Source organism: Dyella humicola, from assembly GCF_026283945.1.
GTDB classification, from domain to species: Bacteria; Pseudomonadota; Gammaproteobacteria; order Xanthomonadales; family Rhodanobacteraceae; genus Dyella; species Dyella humicola.
Genome location: NZ_JAPDPC010000001.1, coordinates 2,787,958 through 2,811,559, shown reverse-complemented (window position 1 = coordinate 2,811,559; position 23,602 = coordinate 2,787,958). Strand labels below are relative to the sequence as shown.

Below are 23,602 nucleotides of genomic sequence, written 5' to 3'. Positions count from 1 at the left end.
ACTTTCTTTCCCGATGGAGAACGCTTGATGAAGAAGACCATGCTAGCCCTGTTCCTTGGTGCACTCGTGGCCTCTACAGCCGCTACCGCGGGGCCGTTCCAGGAAGACGAACATCATGATCATGCCTATGGCCATGACGAGCACCGAACTGTCGTGGAGCATGACCGTGGCATGCACGAGGGGTGGTACCGCAAGGGTGGTGCAGTGCCGCCCGAGTACCGTGACCATCGTTACGTCGTGGACAACTGGCACGAATATCATCTGCGCGAACCGCCTCGTGGCTACCAATGGGTGCGCAGCGACAATGGTGAGTTTCTGCTCGTAGCCGTCACCACCGGCATCATTGCCGACATCATGCTCAGCCACTAAGGATGAGTGGACCCCATCGCTTCATCGAAGCGATGCGGTCCACCCGCGGCACTCGAGGCTGGCCGTGACGTGCATGCGGCCATGAGTTGAAGACGGTGCCTTGGGGAGCGGGCATGCGCGCAAGTTATTGCGATCCAGCCTCACGGGACTTAAACATGGGTTGAGGCACGGTCACGACGCGCTGCGTGCTTGATGCATGGTCGGTGCTGCGCGCGTCTTCGCGCTTGGGGAGCGTCATCCGATGGATGACTCAGACCTCCATCGGCGGGGGATGCGAGGAGGGGATGCGTGACCGTCATGCACGGTCACTTCCCTATGGAACAGACGAATTTGCGCTGGAGGGATCGAGGATGAAATCGTACGGTTTGATCGCTGTATTGATCGCGGGTCTTCTTGCTGGTCCAGCCGTTTATGCACAGCAGGCGTCGGCGCCGGCGGGGTCGACCGGGCAGTGCAAGGACGGCACCTTTACGACCAACGCGACGAAGAAGGGCGCCTGTTCCGGCCACCAGGGCGTGAAGGAATGGTTTGGCGCCGCCAGCTCAGCGGCAGCTGCCACGCCAGCAGCGGCTGCGCCTGCCGCGGCCGCACCCAGCATGACACCGCGCACCACCGCGCCGGTGCCCAACACCAAGGTGCCCTCGCCAGCGCCAGCTACCGCGGCGGCCCCGGGTGGCGGTCCAGGCATGGTCTGGGTCAACTCAAGCAGCAAGGTGTATCACTGCCCGGGCGACAAGTGGTACGGCAAGACCAAGGCAGGTGTTTACATGAGCGAGGCCGATGCCAAGGCCAAGGGCTTCCACGCCGATCACGGCAAGGCCTGTAGCTGAAGTAATTCAGCAAAATCTGTTGTCAGAGTCTGGAGGGCCGGCTTATGTCGGCCCTCTTTGCATCAGCCCCTGGTTGGCGTTGGAGACGTTTGTGAGAAAGCAGTTCAAGTACCTGGCCGCGGCGATCGCGTGTGTCTTGGCCGGCACGTCCGCAGCAAAGGCAGACGACGCGCAGGTGGCGCGCACCACGCTGGACAATGGTTTGCGTGTCGTGGTGGTTCGTGATGCGCTCGCGCCGGTGGTGACGACCGAGGTGAACTACCTTGCCGGTTCGGATGAAGTGCCTGCGGAGTTCCCGGGCACGGCCCATGCGGTCGAACACATGATGTTCCGCGGTGGCCCGGGCCTGTCGAAGGATCAGCTGGCCGCCATCGCCGCCAACATGGGCGGTGCGTTCAATGCACAGACCACGCAGGCCTCCACGCAGTACTACTTTGTAACGCCGGCCAAGGATCTGGACATAGCCCTGCGCGTCGAAGCGCTGCGCATGCGCGGCATCGATGTATCCCAGGCGGAGTGGGCCAAGGAGCGTGGTGCGATCGAGCAGGAAGTCTCGCGCGATCTGTCCAGTCCCGATTTCAAGTTCTACACGCAGATGCTCGGCCAGATGTTTGCCGGCACGCCTTATGCGCACTCGGCGCTGGGTACGCGCGACTCGTTCGACAAGACGTCGGCGGCGATGCTGAAGCAGTTCCACGACAGCTGGTACACGCCCAACAACGCGATCCTGGTGATCGTGGGCGACGTGGATCCGCAGGCCACCCTCGCCAAGGTCAAGACCCAGTTCGGCGACGTGCCGCGCAAGGATCTACCTGTGCGACCGGCGTTTCATTTCACGCCGGTGCAGGCCAAGACGCTGCGCTTGCCGACCGACAGTCCCTATGGCTCGGTCTACATCACATATCGCCTGCCCGGTGCACAGTCCAAGGATTACGCCACCGCCCTGGTGATGGCCAGCGCGCTTGGCTCGCAGCGCGCCGACTTGTACGGCATGGGGATGGAGGGCAAGGCGCTGTTTGGTGGATTTGAACAGGAGGTCCTGCCCGAGGCAGGTATTGGTCTTGCCGTGGGTGTGTTCCCCGAGGGCGCCGATCCGCAGCCGGTGCTTCAGCGCATGCAATCGATTCTTGCCCAGGCCGCAAGCCATGGCATTGATCCTTCCTTGGTGGAGGCGGCCAAGCGCAAGGCGATTGCCGAACTGGAGACCAAGAAAAATTCCGTCGAGGGACTGGCCGGTGCGTGGTCTAGCGCGTTGGTAGAGCAGGGGCTGGATTCGCCCGACGCGATGAAGCAGGCCATCGAGTCAGTCACGCCCGACGCGGTGAATGCGCTGGCCAAGGCGAGCTTCGATCCGGCGCATGCGATCACCGCCATCCTTACACCGGAGAAGTCCGGCACGCCCGGCGAGGGCAAGGGCTTTGGGGGCGCGGAGAGTTTCGCCAGCAGCCCGGACAAGCCCGTGCAATTGCCGACCTGGGCGGAACAGGCTTTCGCCAAGCTCGACATGCCGAGCACGATGCTGCATCCGGTGGCCTATACCTTGCCCAATGGGCTGAAGCTGATCGTGCAGCCGGAGTCGGTGAGCGATACGGTCGAGGTAATGGGTAGCGTACGGACGAACCCCGATCTGCAGTCAGTCAAGGGGCAGGATGGCGTGAGTGAAGTGCTGGATGGCATGTTCCAGTTCGGCAGCACGAGCCTTGATCGCATGCAGTTCCAGCAGGCGCTCGATGCCATCGGGGCCCAGGAGACGGCAGGTGCGAGCTTCTCACTGGGCCTACCCGCGGAGCATTTCGCGGAAGGCATGAAGCTGCTGGCCGACAACGAATTGCATCCGGCCTTGCCCAAGCAGGCGTTCGCGCTGATGCAGCACCAGCAGGCGGGCATCTGGGCCGGCGAAGTGCAGTCTCCCGAATTCCTGGATGAGCTGGGTCTCTACAAGGCCTTGTTGCCAGCGAGCGATCCTCAACTGCGTCACGCCACGCCACAGAGCGTAATGGGTCTGACCTATGACAACGTCAAGGACTACTACGCCAAGGTGTTCCGCCCCGACATGACGACCCTGGTCATCGTCGGCAAGGTCGATCCGGCGCAGGCGAAGGCCGTGGTCGAACAGGCCTTTGGCGCATGGACGGCCAATGGCCCCAAGCCGGATGTCGACTATCCCGCGGTACCTGCCAACAAGGCGGTCCAATTGCATACGCCGGACGCGAGTTCGGTGCAGGACAGCGTCCGCATGGCCCAGGTCATCGATGTCACCCGCGACGACCCGGCGCGCTACGCCTTGAACCTCGGCAACGAAGTGCTCGGCGGCGGCTTCTATGCGTCGCGGCTTTATCGGGATCTGCGCGATAGCTCCGGTCTGGTTTATACCGTCGACTCGGAATTCGAACTGGACAAACACCGCGGGCGCTACACGGTTTCGTTCGGCGCCGATCCGAGCAAGGTCGAGGGTGCTCGCGCACTGGTGCTCAAGGATCTCAAGCAGATGCAACGCGAGCCGGTTGCCGACGCCGATCTTCTGCGCGCCAAGGGCATCCTGTTGCGGCGAGTGCCGCTGAGCGAGTCGAGCTTTGGCAGCATCGCCAATCAACTGCTGACGTATGCCGAGCGGGGGCAGCCGTTGGATCAGGGCATCGTGGCGGCAAAATACTATCTGGAACTCACGGCGCCCGATGTGCAGCAGGCGTATGCCACGCATGTGCGCCCGGAAGGCTTCGTGACCGCGGTAAAGGGGCCCGCACCAACCAGGTGAGGTATAGGCATCGGTGCCTGCACTTGGCGCTTGTTCGAAGTCTCGGTGACGAGAGCCGGGTCAACCCGTAAGTCGTCATCCCAGCATGATCTGCCGTTCAACGGTTGGGATCCGCTGGGATGACGCCTTAATCAAAGCAACGCCATCACGCCTTTAGCAGGCTCCTAGTCCAGCCGCTTATGGAACAACCTGATGGCCAACGTCAGCATGACCGCGATAAAAACAGCGAGCGCGAGACTATCCGGCCACAAGTCGCCCAGCGGCGCGCCGCGCAGCATGATGCCGCGAATCAGACGCATGAAATGGGTCAGTGGCAATAGCTCGGCAATCCATTGCGCCAACGGCGGCATGCCGGCGTAGGGAAACATGAAGCCCGACAGCAGGATCGACGGCAGGAACACGAAAAACGTCATCTGCATGGCCTGGAACTGCGATTTCGCCCGTGTGGAAATCAGCAGGCCCAGCGACAGATTGGCCAGGATCAGCAGGCTGGCCGCCATGTAGACATCCCAAAGGCTGCCGCGTATCGGTACGCGGAACAGCCACACGCCAAGCAAAAGCACCACGCTGGTCTGCACCAGGCCGATGGCAGCGTACGGCAGCACCTTGCCGATCATCAATTCGGTGCGGCTTACCGGTGTGGTGATGAGCAGTTCCATATTGCCGCGCTCGGTTTCGCGCACGATGGCTACGGCGGTGAACAGCACCATGGTCATGGTGAGGATGACTCCCACCAGTCCGGGCACGATGTTCACCGGTGAGCGTCGCTCGGGGTTGTAGAAGCTGACCACGCTGATCGGCGTCTCGGCCCGCGCGTGGAAGTTGTCGGGCTGGTTGAGCGGGTATTGCGCCAGTTGTGCGGCTGCCGACTGCACTACATTGTCGCTGCCGTCCACCATCACCTGGATCGCCTCGCGGCCATCAAGCTTGCGTCGCTCGAAATCCGGCGGCACCGCAATGCCGACGGTAATGCGGCCTTCGCGCAGCAGCTCGACCAGCTGTTGCGGGCTCTGCGCCGTGGCATGCGGTGCGATGACGCCGCTGGCCAGCAGATCCTGGATGGCGGCCCGCGAACCGGCGGTCTGCGCCTGGTCGGCGACGGCAGCGGGCAGGTTGCGCAGGTTCAGATTGATGGCATAGCCAAACAGGATCAGCTGCAGGATCGGTATGCCCATGATCATCGCCAGCGTGATGCGGTCCCGCCGCAGCTGGCGCAGCTCTTTGAGCATGATGGCCCACAGGCGGCGCAGGTTCACGCGGGCTGCTCCTCGCGTCTGCGCGTGGCGACGACGAACACGTCTTCCAGATTGGGCGTGACGCTTTCCAGATCGATCAGCGGGCTGATGCGCTGCAGCCGCCGCTTGATGTCATCGACATGTTCGTTGCTGTGGCGCAGCAGCACGCGAAGTTCATTGCCGATCTGCGCGACGCTCAGCACGTCCGGCTGGTCCTGCAGCGCCTCCTTCACCTTGCGTGGCGCATTGGCGTGAATCAGGAACGTGCGTCCCTGCAATTTTGCGGTGAGCTCCTTCGGCGTGCCATCGGCAACCAGGTTGCCATTGTCGAGGATGGCCAGGCGATGGCAGCGCTCGGCTTCGTCCATGTAGTGGGTGGAGACGAGAATGGTGGTGCCATCGTCGGCGAGTTCGAACAGCTTTTCCCAGAAGTCGCGACGCGACTCGGGATCGACCGCGCTCGTGGGTTCGTCGAGAAACAGCAGCTCCGGCTTGTGCACGATAGCGCCGGCCAGCGCCAGGCGTTGCTTCTGTCCGCCGCTGAGCGTGCCGGCGAGCTGCTCAGTGCGGTCGTCCAGGCGATAACGCTTGAGCAGCTCATCCACGCGGACCTTGCCTTGGTGGCGCGGCAGCCCCTGCACGGTGGCGAGAAATTCCAGGTTCTCGCGCACCGACAAATCGTCGAACAGCGAGAATTTCTGCGTCATGTAACCGATACGCCGCTTGAGCTGCTCCGCCTGCTGCGGGATGCGCAGGCCGAGCACGTCGATCTCGCCCTCGCTAGGCGTCAGCAGGCCGCACAGCATGCGGATGGTGGTGGACTTGCCCGAACCATTCGGGCCAAGAAAGCCATACACGCAGGCGCGCGGCACATCCAGGTTCACTGCATTGACGGCGACCAGCTGTCCGAAGCGTTTGGTCAGCCCGCTTGCATGGATGGCCGAGTCAGTCATGCCCCTGCTTCCCGGGGAACACCGCCGACACAGGGAAACCCTGGGGCAGGTCCTTGGCGTCCTGTCCCAGCGCGATTTCCGCCAGATAGCTCAGCCGCGTGGCGTCGTCGCCGCTGAGCGCGTAGTACGGCGTAAACGTGGGTTCGCTGCGGATCATGCGCACGGTGCCTTGAAACCTGTGCTTGCCATCCTGCAAGGTGACCACGGCCGGGTCGCCCACTTTTACCGAAGTACGCAGCGCTGCCGGCACGTATACGCGCGCATAAGGCGTGTCGCTGGCCAGCAGGATCACCAGCGGCGTGCCCGGTTGGGCCTGGTCGCCGAGCTTGTAGGGCAGGCTGTCCACGCGCACATTGCGTGGGGTGATCAGGTCCAGCTTTTCCAGGTCGACAGCTCGCGAGTTGGCGGTCGCCTCCGCGGAGGCGACCAAGGCACGCGCTTGCGCAATGTCCTCGGCGCGCGAACCGTTGAGCAGCTGATCGAGTGCGGCGCGATCGGCGCTGACCGCCGCATCGGCATTGCCGGACGAAGCACGGGCGCGGTCGAGATCCGCGGCAGACACGAACTGCTGCTTGGCCAGCGCGGACAATCGCTGGTAGTAGGTATTCGCATCGCGAGCCTGGGCCTGTGCGCCAACCAGGGTGGCGCGCGCCTGACGGATCTGTTCCTCACGGGGCCCATGCTGGAGTTCGAGCAACGCCTGTTTTTGCTGTCGCAGGTCCGCCTGGGCCGACTCCAGCGCGGCGCGCGTGCGCGTGGTTTCCAGTTGCATGATGCGCTTGCCGGCAGGCACGAACTGACCCTCGCGCACGTCGATCTGCACGATGTGCTCGGCGGCGGGCGCGGGCAGGGTGATGCGGTCGAACTCGATGGTGCCCAATACGTGTGGCGGTGCGGGCTGGCAGGCGGCCAGCAGGAGCATGGCCGGCAGCAGGAAGTGCCGCGCGTGATGTCGCAGATGAGTGGGACGATCAGCTTCCATGCTTGGTATCCAGTCCATGGCCGAGTAATGCCAGCGCGTGACTGGCCATGACATCGACTCCCAGGTCAGCCTGGAAGAGCTGCCGCCAGATCGGTGCACTGGCGGCGGGGAACAAGGTGAGGCCGACAAGCGACACCACCATCAGGCGCGGGTCGAGCTGGTCATTGAGCTGGCCACGTCGTTGGGCATCGGCGAAGCGCGCTGCCAGCATCTGCGGCAGTTCAGGGCCGATGCGGGAGAGCAGCAACTCGCGCAGCGCACCGCCTTCGCACAGCACTTCACGCACCCACAGCGAGGGAAACCAGGGATACGTGGCGACCAGCCCGAACACGCCGCGCACAAAGCTGCTCACCAAGGCCTGGACGTCGTCTCCTGCGCTGGCAACGTGTCCGCGCAAGGTGATCACCGCCGGCATCAGGCGCTCTTCGAATACGGCGTCGCGCAGGGCCAGCTTGCTGCCGAAGTAGTAGTTGAGCAGGGCTGGCGTCACCCCCGCATCGGCAGCAATGCTACGCAGCGAGGTGCCTGCAATGCCGTCGCGGACAAAGCAGCCCAGAGCTGCGTCGATCAGGTGCGGACGCAGGTCGGGGCTGTCGAGTAACGGGCGACCCGGCGCGCGCGCGGGGGCGCGCCGGCTTTTACGCCGCGGTTTATCGGTGCTCATGCCGTTAAATTAATCGTGCGTATAATTTCTTGCAAGTGGCGAATTGGCGCAGCTCATTGGCGTCGAAACAAAGACGGGCCGGCATCGCTGCCGGCCCGCTGGGTGAATCGCGGTCTGCCTGTCGAGGCGTGGGTCTTAGCCGTTCGGTACCACCGGCAGGCTGATGAAGCTGGCATTGCCCGGCGTGTGCCACACGCGCTGCGTGGCCTTCTGATAATCCGCAGGCTTGGCCTGGAAGATATTCGGCACAAAGGTCTGCGGATTGCGGTCGTACAACGGGAACAGGCTGGACTGCACCTGCACCATGATGCGGTGGCCCGGCTGGAACACGTGGTTGGTGGTCGGCAGGCCAAACGTGTACAGCAGCGGCTGGTCCGGCGTGATCGCCTGCGGATGCTCGAAGCTGGTGCGGTAGCGGCCGCGGAAGATATCCATCGACACCGCCAGTTCGTAGCCGCCCATCTCCGGCTTCGACGGCACCGTGTCCGGATACACGTCGATCAGCTTCACCACCCAGTCGCTATCGCTGCCGCTGGTGGAGGCATAGAGGTTCACCTGCGGCACACCGCCGATATGCATGGGCGCGGTCAGCGGTTCAGTGACAAAGGTGATCACGTCAGGACGTCCATCGGCGAAGCGCTGGTCGTTCACCAGCCAGCGCGTCCAGGCGTCGTGATCGGCAAAGTGCACCGGGCGCGGCTGGTACGGCACCGGCTTGGCCGGATCGGACACGTACTCTTCGAACTTGGCCGCATCGCCGCCGGGGGCGTTGAACGACAGCGTGCCGCCGGCACCGAGGTACAGCGACTTCGGCTTGTTGGGGCAACCCTTGTCGCAGCTGAGCGGCCAGGACTTGTAGCGGTCCCAGCGGTTTTCGCCGGTGTTGTAGATCAGCACGGGCGGCGTCTTGGCCTGGGGCGCACCGTCCACCAGGTATTGATCGAAGAACGGCTTGAGCACGTCGCGACGGAACTGCAGCGCGGTGTCGCCTTCCCATTGCAACGGGCCCAGCGAGGTGCCGTCGTAGTTCACCTGGCTGTGGCGCCACGGGCCCATGACCAGGAAGTTCTTGTCGTTGTTCTTGTCCTTGGGCTCGGTCGCCTCGTAGCTGTGGATGGCACCCCACATGTCTTCCTGGTCCCACAAGCCCTGCAACCACATCGTCGGCACGGTCAGCGGCTGCTCGGCCATGATCTTGTCCAACGCCTGGTTCTGCCAGAACGCATCGTAGGCGGGATGCTCGTCGAGCTTGCGCCAGTACGGCAGCTGCTCGAAACCGTGGGCGCGGGCATAGTCACCCGCCGAGCCCGCTTCGAGGAAGTTGCTGTAGTCGTCGTAGCCCGCCCGCGGCACGCTGTCGCCTTTGCCTTTCTGCTTGGTCTGGCCGTAGATGTAGTCGAAGTTGGTCTGGCGATAGGCGCCGTAGTGGAACCAGTCGTCGCCCATCCAGCCGTCCACCATCGGGCTTTCCGGCGCCGCGACCTTCAACGCAGGATGTGGATGGATCAGCGCCATCACCACGGTAAATCCCTCGTACGAGGAGCCGAGCATGCCGACCTTGCCATTGGACTCGGGCAGGTTCTTCACCAGCCAGTCGATGGTGTCGTAGGCGTCGGTGCAGTGGTCGACCTCGCTGGCGTTGAGTGGGCCGCGCAGCGGCCGCGTCATCACGTACTCGCCTTCGGAACCGTACTTGCCGCGCACGTCCTGGAACACGCGGATATAGCCACCACGCACGAACACCTCATCACCCTGCGGCAGCTCGGCATTCATATGCGGCGACTCGAAGCGCGCGGCGCGTCCGTCTGCGTTATAGGGCGTGCGCGTGAGCAGGATGGGAGCGTTCCTGGCGCCCTTGGGCATGACGATGACGGTATGCAGCTTCACGCCGTCACGCATCGGGATCATCACTTCCCGCTTGACGTAGTCGTAGCCTGCCGTCGAAGGAGCAAACGTGCCCTGCGGAATATCCGGCGTCAGTGGTGCGGTCTGGGCCAGAGCGAGGCCGGCCGCGAGTGCGGTGGCCAGGGCAGTGACGGCGAGCAGGGTACGGCGGATGCGCATGAAACCTCCGGACGGACAAGTCGTTGCCACGACCGGCCCGGGCTGGTGGGAAAGATGACCGAGGTGTTGCAGCCGTCGACTTTAAGCGACTGGCCGCGGGACTCCCACCATGACTTCCTGCATAGGCTCTCAGGGCGAATCAGTCGACGCGGCCACCAGTGACGCCCGTCGGCTCGTAGTGGCGCATCTCCTCAATCTGCGGGACATAGGCCCGGATGGCCGCCAGGAAAGGCCCAAAATGCTCGCTGTGACGAAAGTCCTGGAGATGGTCCTGGGCCGAGGTCCAGCGGATGCGCAGCACATAGTTGCCCGGTTCCTCCGCGCAGCGGTCGAGCGCGTAGCCCATGCAATAGGGGCTGGCTGCCAGGCAGGCGGCGGCGCGTGCATAATCCATCTCGAACGCGATGGCGTCGGCTGCAGGCAATTTGTAACGGATGTATTCGACGATCATGGCGGTCTCCAGGGAACGGGGGTCAGGGGGAACTGGCCGGATCATGGCGCGATGAGGCATCGCGCGATACGCACCCGGTGGTAACCCGCACGACTCGAGGATCACCAGACGGACCATGTTGAGGAGCCATCGTATGACCGAGATGGAAAACTCGTTCTATAGCTGCCCCGTCGAACTGGCCCTGCAGGCCATCATGGGCAAATGGAAACCCGCCATCCTGTGGGAGTTGGCTTCCGGCGCGAAGCGCTTCAGCGAGCTGCAGGCCGCCTTACCCGGCATCGCACACAAGGTGCTCAGCCAGCAACTGACGCGCCTGCAACGTGATGGCATGGTGATGCGCAACCATACCGGCATGGACTTCCCTCCCGGTTACACGCTCACGCTGCTGGGTGGCACCTTGCGCCCTTCGCTCGATGCGCTGGCAGATTGGGGCAAGCTGCACGGCGAACGCGTCTGCCCAGGCGCGCAAGAAGCGAAACGCAGCGCGTAGGAAAGGCATAGGAGATCGGTGGCCCAACGAGCCGGTCCGTCATGAAAACCCGTGCCCGCAACGGCAATTTGCAGCGCGTCGACCGGGCCGTTGTCCTGCCTCTGGTAACGGTCTCGGAGGCCTAACCGTTCGCTATGCGGAGGGCGCGGCCATCACCCTTCGGACCATGGTTGATAGCTGCCGAATGACCACAGGTGGCCTTCCGGATCCCGGCAGCTGTAGCCGGCGCCGCCGTAATCCTTCTCGGCGTATTCGTCGACGATCACCGCACCGGCGGCCTTGGCCTGTTCGTAGTGCCCCTTGCAGTCCTGCACGATCACATAGGGACATTGTGTTTCGCTGCCGCCCACCTGATCCGGCTGCACGATGCGGCGCCCAAACTCGTTGTCGCGCACCGACCCCAACATCAGCATGCCGCCGCCATAGACGAGTTGCGCATGTGCCACACCACCTTCATCGTCGTCATAGACCGCGTGCTTCTGGAAGCCAAATGCCTTGCACAGCCAGTCGATGGCGGCATGGGCGTCGCGGTAGCGAAGGCCGGGGATGATGGTGCTGCCGATCGTGGTTTGGGTGGCCATGGCGAGTGCTCCTTGGAGTGGATGGGGTTAGCTTATTCCCTTGGGCCCGGGTGTCTTGTCGATTTTCTTAGTGAGGTGTTTGGGGTAAGGGTCGCCAAACCCCTTCACTCATCAATACCTTGCCCACAATCCCCACATCACTCCAACGGCACATGATTCGGATACGGTCCCCGTGCAGCCATAAATGCCGTCGGCGTCATCCCTGAAAAATCGCGGAACTCGCGCACCATATGTGCCTGGTCGCCGTAACCACCATCGACCGCCACCGCACTCCAGTCCACCGACGCACGGTGATACACCGCATCGACGATGCCGCGAAAACGCATCAGCCGTGCGTAGCGCTTCGGTCCCATCCCCACCTGGCGTCTGAATAGCCGTCCAAATCGATACTCGGAAAGTCCGCTGTCGCGGACCAGCTCACCAATACGGATGGCTTGGGGTTGGCGGGCGATGTCACCGAGCGCGTGGAATACTTCGGGCGCCAGTTGCGGCAGTTTCATGCGCGCCAACAGCCATTGTTCGAGTACGACCAGGCGCTGACCGGCATCGGCTGTATTCAGCAGGCGCTCGCGCAGCTGATGTGCGTTATTGCCAAAGATGTCTTCAAGACCGATGTCTTGCTCCAACAGTACGGCGTGATCTTCACCGGTGAACGCATGTGCTCCGCCAGGGTGGAACACCACGCCCATAACGCGAACCTGCTCGGCGGTGTCGATGATCTGACTGCGCAAACATGGGCCACCGATGACTGACGCGGGCGCACGAACGCAGCGGCGTTCGGCGTCATCGGAGTAAATGCGCGTTTCGTCTTCGTGGAGGTTGATGATCAGTGCCGCGCCGGGCACTGGCAGCACGCGTTCGTAGTGATGCGCGGCAGGTGGCATTGCCCAGTCCCAAATGCGGGAAACCAGGGCGTCGAGCGGCGGCGCGGGTGCGACTACGTGGTGTCCCATCGACGGACTCCTGACGATAGCCGGAGTCTAGGCCGATGTGCTGCCGCTGTCAGGTCTTGTTGCCAGGCACCACCGTGGTGAGCGGATTGGCCTCGACTGCCTTTTCCTGCGCCATGGTGCGCACCACCATGTCCTGCGGCGTGGTCAACGGCTGATTGGCCTTGTGCAGGCGATCGATGATTTCGAACAGTACGTCGCTCTTCACATCGCCGGCATTGCGCGGGCTGCTCACATAGGCCGTACAGACGAACATCATCGAGCCGCCGTCGACGTTGTCCAGCTGCACGCTGGGCGAGGGTGCATTCAGCGTGGCCGGGTGATTGCGCAGGATGTCCAGGATGATCTGTCGAACCTTGGCGGCGTCCGAACTCATCGGCATCGGCAGGCGTATCTGCACGCGACCCAGGGCATTGGCCAGGGTCACGTTGCGGACATTCTGCGTAATCAGCTGCGAGTTGGGCACGATCATGGTGGAGCGATCGGAGAGCTGGATTTCGGTGGCGCGCACGTTGATGCGGCGAACATCGCCTTCCACGCCCGTGATGCTGATCCAGTCGCCGACCTTCACCGGACGCTCGGCCAGCAGGATCAGGCCGGAGATGAAGTTCTGCACGATAGCCTGCAGGCCAAAACCGATACCGACGGACAGGGCGCTGGCCACCCAGGCAATGCTCTGCACGTTCACTTGCAGCGCACCCAACATCAGCACGAAGACCAGGATGCCGCCCACGTAACCCAGTAGCGTGACGATGGACGTCTGCATGCCGACGTCGAGCGAGGTCTTGGGCAACAGTTGCTTGCCCAACCAGCGCTTGATGATGCGAACGACGATGGCGCCGGTCAGCAACACCATCAGCGCGTTGAAGATATTGCCGGGCTCGATGGGCAGTGAGCCCAGCGTGCGGCCGGCAAACAGGCGCGAGCCGCGATCCAGCAGGTCGGACACGCCCGAGCTGTCCGGCGCGAGTAGGAGCGGCAGCGCCAGCAACAGCAGGAAAGCTCGGGCTACACCCGACAAGATGGTGGCACTTTGCTCCAGCCGTGGCGGGGAAATGCCAAACGTATCCTGCATCCGCGTGCCACTGCGCGAATCAGGCGCGAGTAGCGTCTCGCATACATCGTTGATCAGATGCATCAACAAATAGAGCGCGGCAATCACAAAACCGGCGCGTATCATCTGGCGCGCCACGAAGAACGCCAGCGCGATATAGCCGGTGGCTACGCTGATGAAGATCAGCAAGGTCCCTACGAACGCCGCCGCCACCAACAGGCCCACCCACAACGGGCGCTTGGCGGGCGTATCACCGCCGGCGACCAGGGCGCGTCGAGCGCGTCCCATGCGTATCAGCGCGGCGGCGAACAGGACGCCGATCAAGAGGGCAAAGAAGGCGTTGGAGGCCACCGCCATGGCGACGCTGGCGCCGATATCGTTGTTGACGCGTTCAAACACGAACAGCAGCAGGGTGCTGTACGCAAGCAGCGTGGGGAAGGGCCACAGACGGCGAGCCAGGTCGTCCGAGACGGGCGGCAATCGCCACGAAGGGCGTCTTACGCTGAGCAAGGCGCGGCCCAGTCCGGCCAAGGTGGCAGCGAAGAACATCAGCAGGACGGTGGGGCGAGCGAGATCGTCCAGGTCCTGGTTGAACACGCCATTCCAGTTCACCGCCAGATAGACCAGCCACGCGGCAATGCCGTAGGTGAGCGTCGTGCCCAGCGTGATCAGCAAGGCCATGGCGCTGCGGCGAAGGTGCCCGGCTGGCAGGTGCTTGCTGGCCAGGTCGAGTATCTGGTGCTCCAGCAGGCGTCGTCCGCCCGCCAGAAGCAGGACGGCAGCGAGCAGGCACAGCATGAACGGGGTTCGGTTGGGCGGCTGCCAGGCTTGCGCAAACGCACCGATCAAGGTGGTGCCGAGTGCCGCGAGGTTGGCGCGATCATCGGCCAGGTTCTGGCCCAGCTGGGACCAGAACGTCATGCTCAACGGTGAGGCCGTGCGCTGGCTGATCTGCGCCTGGAACAGGTTCCGGCGCAGCGCGGCGATCTGGTTGATCAGTTGCTGGCTTTCCAGGCTCAGCGACTTCGCGCGCGTAATCTGGCCGGCCAGATCGGCCTTGTCCTTGTTGAGTTGCTTACGCTGGCTGGCGACTTCGGGCGTTTCGGCCGGCTCGCCTTTCTCCGGTGGCTTGCCCAGCACATCGAGCTTGGCCTGGAGCGCATCACGCTGGGGTGTAAGGCTTGCGGTCAGCTGGTCCGCCTGCTGCTGGATGGCCGCCGCCTTGCCGCGGGCATCGGTCAACAGACTATCCGTGAGCTTGGTCCGGTCCGTGATGCTTTGCTTGATCTGGTCGAGCTGGGTGCTGAGCTGATCGGGATTGACGGCCGCGGCCTGCGGGATCTGGGCAGTATTTTGGGCGTCCTGTGCCCATGCGGGGGCGACGCCACCGGAGGCGAAGAGAAGGACCAGCAGGAAGCGAAGCAGGATAGGCATGCCGGCATGATCCCGGCGCGCCATGGATGGGTCAATGCGTGAACATGAATGGATGCCTTGACGGCAGCTTCAGCGAGCCTCATTCACGTTATCGCGATGAATAACGCATTCCCGACAGACGCCGTACCCGCATGGGACGGAAACGTAGCCAAGGCCCGTGCCTTGCAGACCGAGCTTGCCGCGAAGGTGCGACTGGTCGACGATCATCCGCCGCTGCGGCGCATTGCCGGTGTCGATGTCGGCTTCGAGGAAGACGGTGCAGTGACACGTGCCGCTGCCGTACTGCTCGATGCAGTGACCCTGGCGCCTTTAGCGGAAGTCATTGCACGACAGCCCACGCGCATGCCGTATATCCCAGGACTGCTTTCGTTCCGCGAGCTACCCGCCTTGCTGGAGGCCCTGGAACAGTTGCCCGAAACCCCTGACCTGGTCTTTGTCGACGGCCACGGCATCGCACATCCGCGTCGCCTTGGCATCGCCGCACATCTGGGCGTGGTGACCGATTTGCCCACCATTGGCGTGGCCAAGTCGATCCTGGTCGGTGTCCACGAGGACGTCGGCATGCTGCGAGGCGACCGCGTAGCGCTGCACTACAAGGGCGACGTGATCGGTTGCGTTCTTCGTAGCAAGGACAAGGTACGGCCGCTGATTATCTCGCCTGGGCACAGGGTAAGCATGCAGGCGGCGCCTGACCTGGTGCTGGCGTGCTGTACGAAATACCGGTTGCCGGAACCGACGCGCCTGGCCGACCGCCTGGCTTCGCGGCGCGACCGTCGCCGCTAGGGTGGGCATGCCCTAGTCGGTCGACGGACGAATCGCGCTAATCGGTATCACAGTGGCCGAGGCTGGCAGCCAGTCGCGCCGCCGCTGCACCCACCTGATCACGCATCCTTGTTGCCCTGCGCGATGTCATCGGCGGCCTTCTGGATGATGCCGAGCACGCGCTTCACTTCGCCCGCATTCCAGGGGCCGCCATGCATGAAGAGCGCACGTTTCAGGCTATGCATCGCCTCGCGCAAAGCCATGGGCGCCGCGGCCCGCGCGAACATCTTGGCGGTCTGTTCCATGCGCGACATCACCGCATCGACGGCGTCCTTGTTGGACGCGAGAAACGCCTTGCCTTGGTCGGTGACGGCGTAAAGCTTTTTGCCGTCGCCGATTTCCACGCTGGCATGGCCCATCTCTTCGAGCAGCGTGAGGGTCGGGTACACCGCGCCCGGGCTGGGGGCGTAGGCACCATCGAACATCTCCTCGATGGTGCGGATCAGCTCGTAACCGTGGCGTGGCTGCTCGGCGATCAGCGCCAGCAGGATCAGCTTGAGGTCGCCGTGGCCGAACACACGGCCGCCGCGGAAACGCCCGCCCATGCCGTCCCGGCTGCCGAAGCTTTCATCGTCGCCGAAGCCACGTCCGAAGCCACGTCCGCGACCCATGCCCATGGCCTCGCGAGCCCAGGCGTCACGGCCTTCGTGATGGTGATGATGGTGGTGTCGATCAAATAAATGACGAAATCCCATGGGAGCACTCCGATATGTCTTAAGTAACAGTCTTAAGTAACAGTCTTAAGTAACAGTCTTAAGTAACAGTCTTAAGATATATCGTACAATTTCCGGAACGCAAGGCCTGTCAGCCCGTTTTTTAGCTTTTGCTTGAAACGGCGGCGCTGAGCCTTCACGCAGTAAGTAGCCCATCGCATGCCCCAAGGACGATCCCCCATGGTGTTCCGCTGGTTTGAATCGCTGATCGACGCTTTCAAGGAGCCTGTCGACGGCATGCCGCCCGAATCGGTGTGGCGCTTCTATGTGTTCTACCTGCGCCAGGTGTGGCCCGTGTTCGCTGCCGCGATCGTGGTGGGCTTCGGTGTGGCCATCGTCGAGGTGTCGCTGTTCGGCTTTATCGGCAGCATCGTGGACATGGCCAAGGGCGCGCCGACGGCAGACTTCTTCCATCAGCATGGCCACGAGTTGCTATGGATGGGTTTCGTGGCGCTGATCGCGCGGCCTGTGCTGATCGGCCTGCACGACCTGCTGGTGAACCAGGCCATCGTGCCGAACCTCACCAACCGCATCCGCTGGCAGAATCATCGCTATGTGATCCGGCAAAGCCTGGGCTTCTTCCAGAACGACTACGCCGGCCGCATCGCCAACCGCATCATGCAGACCTCCGGTGCGCTGCGCGAATCAGCCGTGCAGATCGTCGATGCCATCTGGTACGTCGCCATCTATACCGGCAGCGCCATCGTGATGTTCGCGAGGGCGGACTTCTGGCTGGCCGCACCGCTGGTGCTGTGGCTGGTGGCCTATGTGCTCACGCTGGCGTACTTCGTGCCGCGCACCAAGGAGCGTTCGTGGCGGCAATCCGAGGCGCGCTCGCGCCTGATGGGCCGCATCGTCGATGGTTACAGCAATATCCTCACGCTCAAGCTGTTTGCGCATACCCAGCGCGAGGAAGCCTATGTGGCCGATGCCATGGGCGAGCAGATCAAACGCATGCGTTCGATGACGCGTCTCACCACGGCGATGGACGCCTCCATCACCACCATCAACGGTTTTCTTATCGTCGGCACCTCAGCGCTGGCGATCTGGCTATGGAGCCAGGGCAAGGTGACCGTGGGTGCGATTGCGCTGTCCACGGGTCTGGTCATCCGCATCAACAACATGTCCGGCTGGATCATGTGGGTAGTCAACGGCATCTTCGAGAACGTGGGCACGGTGCAGGACGGCATTGAAACCATTTCCCAGCCGCGCGCGGTACAAGACCAGGATGGCGCGATGCCACTCGAGGTGACCGCAGGCGCAGCGCGCTTCGAGGACATCCACTTCCACTACGGCAAGAAGGGAGGCGTGATCTCCGGATTGAATCTCTCGGTGCGTGGCGGCGAGAAAATCGGCGTGATCGGCCCCTCCGGCGCCGGCAAGTCAACCCTGGTGAATGTGCTCTTGCGGCTATATGACCTGGAGGGCGGTCGCATCCTTATTGACGGGCAGGACATCGCGAAAGTCACCCAGGAAAGCCTGCGCGCGCAGATCGGTGTAGTGACCCAGGACACTTCGTTGCTGCATCGATCCGTGCGCGACAACCTGCTGTATGGCCGCCCGGATGCCACGGAGGCGCAGATGATCGAGGCAGTACGCAACGCTCGCGCCGACGAATTCATTCCGCAACTGGTCGATGGCGAGGGTCGCAGCGGCTATGACGCGCATGTGGGTGAGCGTGGCGTGAAGCTCAGCGGCGGCCAGCGCCAGCGCGTCGCCATCGCGCGCGTATTGCTGAAGGACGCGCCGATCCTGATCCTCGATGAGGCTACCTCGGCGCTGGATTCCGAAGCCGAAGCGGCGATCCAGGAAAGTCTCGACCTGCTGATGCGCGGCAAGACCGTGATCGCGATCGCCCATCGTCTCTCCACCATCGCACGCATGGATCGCCTGGTGGTGATGGACAAGGGCCAGATCGTGGAGACCGGCTCGCATGCGGAGCTGATCGCGCGTGGCGGCCTTTATGCGCGACTGTGGCAGCGGCAGACCGGTGGCTTCGTCGCCGCGGAAGATCCGGCCGAGGACAGCGCCATCGCATGAAGAGCATTGCGGCATCTTGAGCTTTCTTTGCCCCGCACTTCACGGGCGAACCTGCAGCATGGCTATCTCCTCCCTTCATTGGATCGGCCTGATGCCCCGTGGGAAAGCCCTGGCTCGTGCGCGCAAGGACAAGCACGAAGGTAAAGCGGCCAGCACGCAGGCCGGCGAATTCGTGCGTGAGGAAATCGAGCATATGGGTGAAGGCGAGCATGGGCCGCGCTCCATCAAGCAAGCCATCGCCATCGGCTTGTCCGAAGCGCGTCGCGCCGGTGTCGACGTGCCAGCCAAGAAAGCTGCGTCAAACAAGAAGATCACACGCAAGAAACCAGTCGCCAAAAAAGCCGTTGCGAAGAAAACGGCGACGAGCACTTCGGCGACGCGTAGCCGTGCCTCCGGCAATGCGTTGAAACGCGAGGGTAGCGCCGCAGCCTCGGCCAGGAAGGCCGCGCCCGCCAAGGGTTCGGCAGGACGCAAGGTCGCCACGAAGAAAACCTCACACGCCAAGGGCGCAGCCGGGCGTTCAGCGGGGGCTACCCGGGCCGCGCGCACGCGTGCCATGCGTGCGCGCGAACGCTGATCAACCGGCGTTATCCGACGGAGGCAGGACGTCCGGGGGCGGTGGCCCGATGTTTTCTGGCGGCTTCTTCGCTGCCTCGACGGAAGCTGGAAACCCGGTCGTCATGCTGGGATACACATCATCGCGCCGGATCAGTGCGTGATAGAGCGCAGCCCCCATATGCCCAAGAATGGTGAAGAAGAAGAGATAGGCGAGGTATTGGTGCGCCTCGCGCAGCCAGGCGAAAAGCACGGGGCTTGCGGGGAGAATCGCCGGAAGGCGCCACGAGCTTCCGAGCATGACCGGGTAGCCGCCAGCCGAAAGCATTGCCCAGCCGATCAGCGGCATGCCCAGCATCAAGGCATACAGCAGCCAATGCGACGCGTGTGCGGCAAACTGCATCAAGGCAGGCATGTCCGCGGGTAGCGCCGGTGGCCGGAAACGCAGGCGTACGATGATGCGCAGCACGACCAGCAGCAGAATCGTGATGCCGAGTGGCTTGTGGATGGCGAGCAGCCATTGATGCTTTGGCGATACCGTCGAGACCATGCCCACGCCGATGAACAACATCGCCAGGACCAGCACGGCCATGGTCCAGTGCAGCAGGCGTGCAAGCGGATGGAAAGCCCTGGGTGCAGTCATCACTTGGTCTCCGGCTTGGGCGTTGCGGCAGGGGTTGTGCCGGGGATGTGCGCCTCTTCGCGGGTGCGACGCAGATAGGAATCCGCATAGGCGGCCGAACGCGCCGGCAACAACGGATCATCGGAGACGATGATGCCTGCAGGGAGGATGGTGGGGTCGAAGTTGATGTCGCGGCAGGGGGCGTTGTCCTGCGCTTGTTCGTTTTCGATGACAAGGGTGCCGGCATCGATGGTCGTGCGGTCGGCAGGCCACGCTTTGGTGGGGTCGTTGGTCGGGTCGCCGGGTGCGGCCAGCGTCACCAGCAAGCGCCAACGTTGCGGTGTGGTCGCGAGGCGTTGCCGCAAGTCCTGCGAAAGATAATCGTTGTCGTCGGCCTTCGGACCTGCACCGGCTTCGTCCTTGGCCTCCGGCTCGAAGCGCCAGCGCACGGGGTGTTGTTGCCCGTGGGTGTCGACGAAATAGAACGCGTTGAGAGCGTCGTAGCGATCGGTCGCAAAGCTTGCCGAAGGCTTGTTGGTCTTGGCCCAGCCGAGAAATGCTGCAGTTTCAGGATGGGACGCAAAGAAGGCGCCAGCGCGTGCGGGGTCGGGTTTGCCGGTAGCCGGATCAGGGCGAGTCGCCACGGTCAGCTGGTTGAATGCTTCGGGAGTCGAAACGATGAACACGGGGGTGTTGATCATGGCCGTGCGCCACTGTTGGCCGTTGGGCAGGTTGAAGCGAAGCCCGAGGGCGCGAACCGGCGTGCTGCCGTCCGGCGCATAAGGGTTGCCGCCGGGTATCGAAAAGCGGCCTAACACCGGCGTTCTGGCCTTCTCGAAGACGGACGCCGTGGAATAGGCGGACGCCGCTCCATTGCCTTCGAAATAGCCGGCAACGCAGACGCCCTTGGCATGATTGCGGCGGTATCCCGGATATAGGCCGCTGTTGGTCTGCAAGGCGCTGACCATGCGCTGCGGTGTCAGTCGCTGCGGCGTGAGCCAGCCGGCGACGTAGGCAAACGCGATAGCCAGGGCGGTGACAGCAACGGCGATCACACTGCAGCGCAATAGCGGGTGCGGCGGCGGTGACGTGTCGGACGAAACAGGCATGAGGCGCTCCCGGCCAGGTAGTCGTAGGGGTGATCTCCAGACTTCGTTTGATCGGACTCAACGGTTACGTAGATACAAGCCGGTGCATGAGCTTGAAACCCCTGCCCATGGTTGCCAGGCATCGGGAGACCCTTTGTTTCAAGAGCAACGTCAGCACGTATGGGTATGCCAGTAGACATCGGCCAAGCCTTGCTTGGCCGATGTCACCCAAACCCATGCAACGGAGTGGCATGGGTGGCTTCCACCGAACGTCATGATGAGCCGTTTCATGGGTCGAGCGCGACTGGCTATTTGGCAGACTTAAGCTCGATCACAATGACCTTCTCCTCGGTCGTGCCCACGTTCTCGTTCTTATGCGTAATAGGGGCGCTCCACATAACTTCGCCCGGCTTGCGCGTGACCTCGGTCACTTTTCCATCGGATGTCGTGGTTTTGATCTTTCCGCCGGTAACGAAGTACACAACGTTCTCCGGATGGGAATGCATCGGGATGCCTTCACCCGGCTTCACGTTCACTTCCATCACTCTCACGTCCGGTTTGTCGATCAGTACCTTGGTCGTGCTTGGTGACACGGCTGCCATGTCCTGGGCCATGACGGCTCCGGCGCAGGCATAGACGAGAGCGACCAACACCGATTGCACATAACGACGGTTTACGACTGCCATGACACGTCCTCCACATCATTGCTGAGGTCGTCGAGGGTCCTTGACGGCTGATCACGCGATCAGTGCCCGATTCACCGGGTGTCCTGGTGCAGGCGGCAGACTTCTTTCCGCCATTTTAGAGAGGGCTGTGATGAGCGTCAGGAGCGCAGCCGGCACCGCGCATACACGAACTTCGACGGCTACGCGGGTGCCCGGGCGGAGGCTTGCACAGCATGCGTGCTTTATCGAAGGAGAGATGCCGATGCGCCAGACGAGCCAGCCCGGACGCCCGGCGGACGCTACGCGCTCATAAGGGGGGCGTCAATCATGCAAAAGGAAGCGCTGGCAGCAGGCGCCGCTTTGGCTTTGGGGGACGACGAATGGGGGCGGAGTACACCCGCGAGAGGCGCCACTCAATGACCGGGCATAGAGCGGCGCCATGGCCTCCCTGCGGCAACGCACAGGAAGGCCATGCTTGCGAGGCCTTACAGGCCGATCGCGGTTTCCGCCTTCACGTACGGCAGGCCGTGTGCCTGGGCGACCGGCTCACAGGTCACCTGGCCTTCGGACACGTTGAGGCCGTTACGCAGATGGGCATCTTGCGCCAGCGCCTTCTTCCAGCCGTTGTTGGCCAGGGCGAGCGTGAAGGGCAGGGTCACGCTGTTGAGCGCGAAGGTCGAAGTGCGAGCGACCGCACCCGGCATGTTGGCGACGCAGTAGTGCACCACGCCGTCCACCACGTAGGTGGGGTCGGAATGGGTGGTGGCATGCGAGGTCTCCACGCAGCCGCCCTGGTCGATGGCGACGTCGACGATGACCGAGCCGGCCTTCATCGTGCGCACCATGTCATGCGTCACCAGCTTGGGCGCTGCGGCGCCCGGCACCAGCACCGTGCCAATCAGCAGGTCGGCGCGACGCACCAGTTCCTCGATGGCCGAGCGGGTGGAGAACACGGTGGAGATCGAGGTGCTGAACTGCGTGGCCAGACGCTTGAGCGCATCGGCCGAACGATCGACCACGGTCACCTTGGCGCCCATGCCCACGGCGATGGTTGCCGCGTGGGTGCCGGACACGCCGCCGCCCAGGATGACCACTTCAGCCGCGGGCACGCCGGGAACGCCACCGAGCAGCACGCCGCGTCCGCCTTGCGCCTTCTCCAGCGCATGCGCGCCGACCTGAGGGGCGAGACGGCCGGCAACCTCGGACATCGGGGTCAGCAGCGGCAGCGAGCCATTGGCGGCCGTCACCGTTTCGTACGCAATGCATACGGCGCCGGAGGCGATCAGGTCATGGGTCTGTTCCGCATCGGGGGCGAGATGCAGATAGGTAAACAGGATCTGGCCCTTGTGGAGCTTCTTGCGCTCAACCGCCAGCGGCTCTTTCACCTTCACGATCATTTCCGCTTCGGCGAAGATCTGGTCGGCACCCTCGACCATGGTGGCGCCGGCGGCGACGTAGTCGGCGTCGGTAATTCCCGCGCCAAGACCTGCGCCTGCCTGCACCATCACCTGATGGCCGTTATGCACCAGTTCCTGCACGGACGACGGGACGAGGCCCACGCGATATTCGTGGTTCTTGATTTCTTTGGGCACACCGATGCGCATGACTTGCTTCTCTCGCTAGGGATGATGGGAGGGCTGCGTTTAGCAGCAAGAGCCAGGGCGGCAGTATGATCTAGGTATCAAGCAATTACTCGCTCATTTGGCTTGATTTACAGCGATCGCGTGGTGCTAAATTCTATTTTTATAGTAATTATTGGAATGTTATGCCAATCAATGATTCGGCCCTCGACGACCGCGACAGGGCGATTCTTCAGCTGCTCCAGCAGGACGGCCGATTGACCAATCTGGAGCTCGCCCACCAGATCAATCTATCCCCCTCGGCTTGCCTACGCCGCGTGAAATTGCTCGAAGAGCGCGGCGTCATTTCGCGCTACGTGATGCTGGTGGACGAAAAAATCGCCGGGCTTCCGGGCACGGCTTTTGTGCTGATCACGCTCGACCAGCAGGGGCGCGCGGCGCTCGATACGTTCGAGTCAGCGATCCAGGATCACCCCGAAGTCACCGAGTGTTGCCTGCTGGCCGGTGTCGCCGACTACATGGTGCGCGTGGTCTATGCAGACGCAGCGGATTTCGAGCGGATCCATACGGAAATCCTCACCCAGCTTCCGGGCGTGGTGCGCGTGCAGTCGACGCTGGCGCTGCGCACCGTCATGAAGACGACGGCGCTGCCGGTGTGAAGTTGCTAATCGATCCTCAGCGTCCTCTCCAAGCCACTCGAACGAC

22 protein-coding genes are annotated in these 23,602 nt (G+C 63.1%); 8 read left to right on the top strand and 14 right to left on the bottom strand.

From position 1 onward, the window contains the following. Window positions 1–27: 27 nt before the first annotated feature. The 3 genes from OUZ30_RS12500 (at window position 28) to OUZ30_RS12490 (ending at window position 3,954) form a co-directional block, all read left to right on the top strand. On the top strand, window positions 28–369 hold the full coding sequence (locus OUZ30_RS12500) for an RcnB family protein (RefSeq protein ID WP_266182638.1): 342 nt from the start codon (window positions 28–30) through the stop codon (window positions 367–369). 350 nt (window positions 370–719) lie between these two features. Continuing rightward, window positions 720–1,199 (top strand): DUF3761 domain-containing protein, encoded by a 480-nt coding sequence (locus tag OUZ30_RS12495; RefSeq protein WP_266182637.1) that lies wholly within the window; start codon window positions 720–722, stop codon window positions 1,197–1,199. Between the two features lie 91 nt (window positions 1,200–1,290). Beyond that, a complete protein-coding gene (locus OUZ30_RS12490) occupies window positions 1,291–3,954 on the top strand; it encodes a M16 family metallopeptidase (RefSeq protein WP_266182636.1) in 2,664 nt (887 codons plus the stop codon). 164 nt (window positions 3,955–4,118) lie between these two features. Here the strand turns inward: OUZ30_RS12490 and OUZ30_RS12485 are convergent, their stop codons facing one another. From OUZ30_RS12485 to OUZ30_RS12460, 6 genes are all read right to left on the bottom strand, one after another. Further along, window positions 4,119–5,210, bottom strand: coding sequence for an ABC transporter permease (locus OUZ30_RS12485; RefSeq protein WP_266182635.1), 1,092 nt, complete (start codon window positions 5,208–5,210; stop codon window positions 4,119–4,121). After that, window positions 5,207–6,127, bottom strand: a complete 921-nt coding sequence (locus OUZ30_RS12480; RefSeq protein WP_266183169.1) for an ABC transporter ATP-binding protein — start codon at window positions 6,125–6,127, stop codon at window positions 5,207–5,209. The genes OUZ30_RS12485 and OUZ30_RS12480 overlap by 4 nt, the downstream gene beginning before the upstream one ends. A 7-nt stretch (window positions 6,128–6,134) precedes the next feature. Continuing rightward, complete coding sequence (locus OUZ30_RS12475) at window positions 6,135–7,124, bottom strand: HlyD family secretion protein (protein WP_266182634.1); 990 nt, start codon at window positions 7,122–7,124, stop codon at window positions 6,135–6,137. Further along, window positions 7,114–7,788: a TetR/AcrR family transcriptional regulator gene (locus tag OUZ30_RS12470; protein ID WP_266182633.1), complete on the bottom strand. Its 675-nt coding sequence runs from the start codon at window positions 7,786–7,788 to the stop codon at window positions 7,114–7,116. Before OUZ30_RS12470 ends, OUZ30_RS12475 begins: the two co-directional genes overlap by 11 nt. 135 nt (window positions 7,789–7,923) lie before the next feature. Continuing rightward, window positions 7,924–9,852 carry a CocE/NonD family hydrolase gene (locus tag OUZ30_RS12465; RefSeq protein ID WP_266182632.1) on the bottom strand — a complete coding sequence of 643 codons (1,929 nt, stop codon included), beginning with the start codon at window positions 9,850–9,852 and terminating at the stop codon, window positions 7,924–7,926. 139 nt (window positions 9,853–9,991) lie between these two features. Beyond that, window positions 9,992–10,303, bottom strand: a complete 312-nt coding sequence (locus OUZ30_RS12460) for a putative quinol monooxygenase (RefSeq protein ID WP_266182631.1) — start codon at window positions 10,301–10,303, stop codon at window positions 9,992–9,994. A gap of 133 nt (window positions 10,304–10,436) precedes the next feature. Between OUZ30_RS12460 and OUZ30_RS12455 the strand changes: the two genes are divergently transcribed. Further along, on the top strand, window positions 10,437–10,793 hold the full coding sequence (locus OUZ30_RS12455) for a winged helix-turn-helix transcriptional regulator (protein WP_266182630.1): 357 nt from the start codon (window positions 10,437–10,439) through the stop codon (window positions 10,791–10,793). Between the two features lie 152 nt (window positions 10,794–10,945). On the opposite strand, the gene OUZ30_RS12450 is transcribed toward OUZ30_RS12455, so the two are convergent. The 3 genes from OUZ30_RS12450 to OUZ30_RS12440 form a co-directional block, all read right to left on the bottom strand. Beyond that, window positions 10,946–11,374: a VOC family protein gene (locus tag OUZ30_RS12450; protein WP_266182629.1), complete on the bottom strand. Its 429-nt coding sequence runs from the start codon at window positions 11,372–11,374 to the stop codon at window positions 10,946–10,948. A gap of 137 nt (window positions 11,375–11,511) precedes the next feature. Continuing rightward, a complete protein-coding gene (locus OUZ30_RS12445; RefSeq protein WP_266182628.1) occupies window positions 11,512–12,327 on the bottom strand; it encodes a helix-turn-helix domain-containing protein in 816 nt (271 codons plus the stop codon). 49 nt (window positions 12,328–12,376) lie between these two features. Next, on the bottom strand, window positions 12,377–14,812 hold the full coding sequence (locus tag OUZ30_RS12440) for a DUF3772 domain-containing protein (RefSeq protein ID WP_266182627.1): 2,436 nt from the start codon (window positions 14,810–14,812) through the stop codon (window positions 12,377–12,379). Between the two features lie 96 nt (window positions 14,813–14,908). Between OUZ30_RS12440 and nfi the strand changes: the two genes are divergently transcribed. After that, window positions 14,909–15,595 carry a deoxyribonuclease V gene (gene nfi / locus OUZ30_RS12435; protein WP_266182626.1) on the top strand — a complete coding sequence of 229 codons (687 nt, stop codon included), beginning with the start codon at window positions 14,909–14,911 and terminating at the stop codon, window positions 15,593–15,595. A gap of 98 nt (window positions 15,596–15,693) precedes the next feature. On the opposite strand, the gene OUZ30_RS12430 is transcribed toward nfi, so the two are convergent. Further along, entirely contained in the window at window positions 15,694–16,329 is a 636-nt protein-coding gene (locus OUZ30_RS12430) for a PadR family transcriptional regulator (protein WP_266182625.1), read from the bottom strand. Window positions 16,330–16,530: 201 nt separating this feature from the next. Here OUZ30_RS12430 and OUZ30_RS12425 point away from each other — a divergent pair, with 201 nt between their 5' ends. Then, entirely contained in the window at window positions 16,531–18,387 is a 1,857-nt protein-coding gene (locus OUZ30_RS12425; protein WP_266183168.1) for an ABC transporter ATP-binding protein, read from the top strand. A gap of 91 nt (window positions 18,388–18,478) precedes the next feature. After that, window positions 18,479–18,964 (top strand): DUF6496 domain-containing protein, encoded by a 486-nt coding sequence (locus OUZ30_RS12420; protein WP_266182624.1) that lies wholly within the window; start codon window positions 18,479–18,481, stop codon window positions 18,962–18,964. Here OUZ30_RS12420 and OUZ30_RS12415 read toward each other — a convergent pair whose 3' ends face one another. From OUZ30_RS12415 to ald, 4 genes are all read right to left on the bottom strand, one after another. Next, window positions 18,965–19,585: a cytochrome b gene (locus OUZ30_RS12415; protein ID WP_266182623.1), complete on the bottom strand. Its 621-nt coding sequence runs from the start codon at window positions 19,583–19,585 to the stop codon at window positions 18,965–18,967. After that, the gene (locus OUZ30_RS12410) at window positions 19,585–20,673 is read right to left on the bottom strand and encodes a catalase family peroxidase (protein WP_266182622.1); all 1,089 of its coding nucleotides are present in this window, start codon (window positions 20,671–20,673) and stop codon (window positions 19,585–19,587) included. Before OUZ30_RS12410 ends, OUZ30_RS12415 begins: the two co-directional genes overlap by 1 nt. A 287-nt stretch (window positions 20,674–20,960) precedes the next feature. Then, window positions 20,961–21,338, bottom strand: coding sequence for a cupin domain-containing protein (locus OUZ30_RS12405; RefSeq protein ID WP_266182621.1), 378 nt, complete (start codon window positions 21,336–21,338; stop codon window positions 20,961–20,963). A 464-nt stretch (window positions 21,339–21,802) separates the two neighbouring features. Next, entirely contained in the window at window positions 21,803–22,921 is a 1,119-nt protein-coding gene (ald, locus tag OUZ30_RS12400) for an alanine dehydrogenase (RefSeq protein ID WP_266182620.1), read from the bottom strand. Between the two features lie 161 nt (window positions 22,922–23,082). On the opposite strand from ald, the gene OUZ30_RS12395 reads away from it, so the two are divergent. Beyond that, window positions 23,083–23,556 carry an Lrp/AsnC family transcriptional regulator gene (locus tag OUZ30_RS12395; RefSeq protein WP_266182619.1) on the top strand — a complete coding sequence of 158 codons (474 nt, stop codon included), beginning with the start codon at window positions 23,083–23,085 and terminating at the stop codon, window positions 23,554–23,556. The last annotated feature ends 46 nt before the right edge of the window (window positions 23,557–23,602 follow it).